The 4,094-nt window shown below is 68.4% G+C and carries 4 protein-coding genes; 3 read left to right on the top strand and 1 reads right to left on the bottom strand.

Going from position 1 to position 4,094, the window contains the following annotated elements:
- Window positions 1–640, top strand: a 640-nt coding sequence (locus U9983_RS26875; RefSeq protein ID WP_322756691.1) for an MMPL family transporter, incomplete at its 5' end; no start/stop codon positions are given.
- Between the two features lie 102 nt (window positions 641–742).
- Entirely contained in the window at window positions 743–1,555 is an 813-nt protein-coding gene (locus U9983_RS26870; protein WP_322756690.1) for a PIG-L family deacetylase, read from the top strand.
- Between the two features lie 86 nt (window positions 1,556–1,641).
- Here the strand turns inward: U9983_RS26870 and U9983_RS26865 are convergent, their stop codons facing one another.
- Complete coding sequence (locus tag U9983_RS26865; protein WP_322756689.1) at window positions 1,642–1,869, bottom strand: prevent-host-death protein; 228 nt, start codon at window positions 1,867–1,869, stop codon at window positions 1,642–1,644.
- A gap of 413 nt (window positions 1,870–2,282) precedes the next feature.
- On the opposite strand from U9983_RS26865, the gene U9983_RS26860 reads away from it, so the two are divergent.
- Window positions 2,283–4,094: 2-oxoacid:acceptor oxidoreductase subunit alpha (locus U9983_RS26860; RefSeq protein ID WP_322756688.1), on the top strand; the 1,812-nt coding region annotated here is incomplete at its 3' end.

Below are 4,094 nucleotides of genomic sequence, written 5' to 3'. Positions count from 1 at the left end.
GCTGCTGGTTGTGGTGTTCCGCAGCGTCGTCATCCCGCTGATGGCCTCGGTGATGAACCTGCTCGCGGTCGCCGCGTCCTTCGGGGTGCTCGTTGCGATCTTCCAGTGGGGATGGCTGTCCGACCTGTTCGACATCCAGCCCGGGCCGATCGAGCCGTTCCTACCGGTGATGATCTTTGCCATCCTCTTCGGACTGAGCATGGACTACGAGGTGTTCCTGGTCAGCCGGATGCACGAGGAGTGGCTCGCGCGCCGGGACAACCGGATCGCCGTCTCGCTGGGTCAGGCCGAAACCGGTCGTGTGATCAGCGCGGCTGGAGCGATCATGGCCTTGGTGTTCGGCTCCTTCATGCTCGGGGACGATCGTGTGATCAAGATGTTCGGTCTGGGCCTCGCGCTCGCGGTCGTGATCGACGCGTTCGTCATCCGGACCGTGCTGGTGCCGGCGCTGATGCACCTGTGCGGCAGGGTGAACTGGTGGCTGCCGGCCCGACTCGACCGGGTGCTGCCCACGGTCTCGGTAGAACCTACGGACCAGGGCGAGGAGATCCGTTACACGCCGGTCCCGCCCGGTGCCGGCGTGCCGGCACCGGCCGGTACCACCGGGTCGGCGCAGCCCGGTCCCGGCGGGCACAGCTGACAGGCCCACGTGGACAGGTGATTTCTCGACCGCGGCCCCGGTGGTCAGCCAGCGCCGCAGTGATTTTTTGCGTCGGCGGAGGGTTTACAGGCTAATAGGACGGTGCCCTACACTCTGGTCTCCTTCCACGCCCACCCGGACGACGAGGCGTTGCTCACCGGCGGAACCCTGGCGCGGGCCGCCGCGGAGGGCCATCGAGTGGTCCTTGTGGTCGCCACCACCGGCGGAGCCGGCCCGGCGTCGCGCGACGTGCTCGCCCGCGGTCCGTTGGCCGACCAGCGCAGGGCCGAGCTGGAGCGCTCAGCCCGGATACTGGGATGCACGCGGGTGGAGTGGCTGGGCTACGCCGATTCCGGAACGACGGATGCGCCCTCGGGAGCGGACTCGGCGTTTGCCGAGGCGGATATCGACGAGGCCGCGGCACGCCTGGCCGAGATCCTGCGCGAGGAGCAGGCCGACGTGCTCACCATCTACGACCTCGCCGGTGGATACGGTCATCCCGATCACGTGCAGGTGCACCACGTCGGGGTCCGTGCCGCCACGATCGCCGGCACTGGTGTCGTTCTGGAGGCGACGTTGGACCGCGGGGCGTTGCAACGGATGCTGCGGATCGTCTCGCGGTTACCCCGCGTCCCGGCGGGCTTCGATCCGGCGCGCGTCGCGGACCTTTACACCGCGCGCGAGACGCTGACCCACCGGGTCGACGTGCGCCGCCATACGCGGGCGAAGCGGGCGGCTCTGGCCGCGCACGCCAGCCAGGCCAGCACCGACTCCGGCCTGCGCCTGCTCACGGTGCTCCTTCGGCTTCCCCGTCCGGTGTTCCGGTGGGCACTTGGCCGCGAGTGGTACGTCGAACACGGCCGAGCATCCGGGCAGCCGCTCCTCGACGACATCTTCGCAAGCCTCACCCGGTGAACCCGCACCCCAGGCCGCGGTACCGGGCGTCCTCACACGCCGGGGCTGGCGGTGGGTAGCCCGGCCAGTAGGGTCACGACAGATCATTAATTTTGGTCTTCGCGGGCCGCGGCCAGTTCCGCAGCGGCGTCCACGGCCGGATCGCCCAGCATGGGCGGCGTGGGAAGCGGCTCGCCCGCCTGGACCGAGGGTGCGGTTGCCCGACCCTCGGCGACGAGACGCTCCAGTATGGACAATCCTCGCTCTATGGGGACGAGGCACGCGACCGGGTGACCGCGGTCGGTCACATCCACCATGAGCCCAGTGTAGAACATGACGTTCTACGTGGCGGTGGGCCGATCCTGCACTGGGTGGGCCGATCTTACGATGGGTGGGCCGGTTGCCGGGGGGAGCCCGACCTTCGTCGGTGCCAGGACGGGGACGGTGGTCCCCCGCGGCGGGAAACGTCTTTCCGTCGTTGTTTCCCGAAAGTCCCGTCAAAGGTGTTGTCCGCGCAATTGCCGACGCTTTTCCCGCACGTCCGAGGATATATGTGACGGTGCTGTTGTCGAATTCAGCGTGACGCGCACCGCCCCCTTTACGAGATGGCGATTTGACACCGCGAAACACCGCTGAATCAATGCCTCCGTATAAGAAGGACGGGCGAGCCGCATGGCCCGCTCTACCCACTGTAGAACAGTGGGTACGCACCCTCGCCGACCGTCGGTCATTGAGGAGGTCCACGCACGTGGCCAAGCAGATTCAGCATCTGGACCGGGTGGCAATCCGGTTCGCCGGTGACTCCGGCGACGGAATGCAGCTCACCGGCGACCGTTTCGCCTCCGAGACCGCCATCCTGGGAAACGACCTGTCGACCCTGCCCAACTACCCCGCCGAGATCCGCGCCCCATCGGGCTCGTTGCACGGCGTGTCCAGCTTCCAGGTGCATTTCGCGGCCCATGACGTCCTCACCCCCGGTGACTCCCCGGACGTCCTGGTGGCGATGAACCCGGCTGCACTGCGCGCCAATCTCGCCGATCTGCCGCCGAATGCGGAGATCATTGTCAACACGGATGAGTTCACCACGCGTAACCTTGAGAAGGTTGGTTACACGAGCAATCCGCTGGAGAACGACTCGCTCGACGGGTACACGGTGCACCGGGTGCCGCTGACCACCGCGACCGTCGCCGCGCTCGCCGACATCGACGTCTCCAAGAAGGACGCCGAGCGGGCGAAGAACATGTTCGCTCTCGGGCTGCTGTCGTGGATGTACAGCCGGCCCACCGAAGGTACGGTCGAGTTCCTCAAGCAGAAGTTCGCCAAGAAGCCGCAGCTGGCCGCCGCGAACGTGGCCGCGTTCCAGGCCGGTTGGAACTACGGTGAGACCACCGAGGACTTCGCCGTCCGCTACGAGGTCAAGCCCGCGAAGCTGGTACCCGGCACCTACCGCAGCGTCAACGGCAACTCGGCGCTCGCCTACGGTCTGGTCGCGGCTGGTCTGCGCGCCCAGCTGCCGGTCTTCCTCGGTGCCTACCCGATCACCCCGGCATCGGAGATCCTGCACGACCTGTCGGGATACAAGCGGTACGGCGTGACGACCTTCCAGGCCGAGGACGAGATCGCGGCGGTCGGTTCGGCGCTCGGTGCCTCCTACGGCGGCGCGCTCGGTGTCACCTCGACCTCCGGGCCGGGGCTGGCGCTCAAGACCGAGACCCTCGGCCTCGCGGTGATGCTGGAGCTACCGCTGGTGGTCGTGGACGTGCAGCGGGCCGGCCCGTCGACCGGTCTGCCGACCAAGACCGAGCAGTCCGACCTGAACATCGCCCTGTTCGGCCGGCACGGTGAGGCACCGCTCGCGGTGATCGCCGCCCGCTCCCCGGCGGACTGCTTCGACGCGGCGCTGGAGGCGGCGCGGATCGCGCTGACCTACCGGATGCCGGTCATCCTGCTCTCCGACGGATACCTGGCCAACGGTTCCGAACCGTGGCTGCTGCCGGACCCGGCCGACCTGCCCGACCTGCGGGTGGAGTTCGCGACCGAGCCCAACGGGCCGGACGGAACGTTCCTGCCGTACCTGCACGACCCGCACACGCTCGCGCGTCCCTGGGCGGTGCCGGGCACACCGGGTCTGGAACACCGCGTCGGTGGGTTGGAGAAGGCCGACGGCACCGGGGCGGTGTCCTATGTGCCGGCCGACCACGACGTGATGATGCGGCTGCGCGCCGCCCGGGTCGAGGCGATCGACGTGCCCGATCTGGAGGTCGAGGACCCATCCGGCGAGGCTCGGGTGCTGGTGCTCGGCTGGGGTTCCACCTATGGGCCGATCGGCGCGGCCTGCCGCGTGCTGCGGGAAGGCGGGGTGGCCATCGCCCAGGCACACCTGCGTCACATCGCGCCGATGCCGAAGAACGTCGGCGCGGTACTTGCCGGCTACGACCGGGTCGTCATCCCGGAGATGAACCTCGGCCAGCTCGCCCACGTGGTACGTGAGCGTTACCTGGTCGACGTCGTCTCCTACAACAAGGTCAACGGCCAGCCGTTCACCTCGGCCGAGCTGGAG

Origin of the sequence: Protofrankia sp. Cas3, from assembly GCF_963555955.1 — a bacterium.
Lineage (GTDB): Bacteria > Actinomycetota > Actinomycetes > Frankiales > Frankiaceae > Protofrankia.
The sequence above is the reverse complement of the archived record's forward strand: the minus strand, read 5'-3'. Positions and strand labels throughout refer to the sequence as shown.

Excerpts from the sequence above, each read along its gene's own strand:
- U9983_RS26865 (WP_322756689.1), bottom strand. The coding sequence starts at position 1,869 with ATGTTCTACACTGGGCTCATGGTGGATGTGACCGACCGCGGTCACCCG.